Origin of the sequence: Pseudomonas onubensis (assembly GCF_965653655.1) — a bacterium.
Lineage (GTDB): Bacteria > Pseudomonadota > Gammaproteobacteria > Pseudomonadales > Pseudomonadaceae > Aquipseudomonas.
In genome coordinates, this window is record NZ_CBFHAZ010000339.1 from 1 (window position 1) to 380 (window position 380).

Here is a 380-nt window from a genome sequence, read left to right on the forward strand (position 1 = left end):
GTTTTTCGCATGTATATCTTCAAGCATTTCGTTCATAAACGTGTCTTTCCCCGTCGTGTAGCCGTCAGGAGACACTTCGACGAATACTTTCTTTTCGTCTTTTTCAGAAATGGCCGCCGCTTTCTTTTCTATGCCGGAAAGGTCGGATTTCATCGATTGGATCAGCTGATCCGCCTGCTTTTCTTTGCCGGCCGCTTTTCCGATCATGCTGATTGATTTGTACACATCTTGGAACGATTGCGCATCATTGACCGTTAAGACGGTGATGCCCGCATCTTTCAGCTGCTTCATCGCATCGGCGGAAGCGGACATAGAGGACGCGTGGGCAAGCACGAGATCCGGCTTCAGCGCGATGACTTTTTCAGCGTTCACATTCATAT

At 48.7% G+C, this 380-nt stretch carries 1 protein-coding gene; it reads right to left on the reverse strand.

Annotated elements, in window-relative coordinates:
• Positions 1-380: ABC transporter substrate-binding protein (locus ACTD9P_RS30240; RefSeq protein WP_438870519.1), on the reverse strand; the 380-nt coding region annotated here is incomplete at both ends.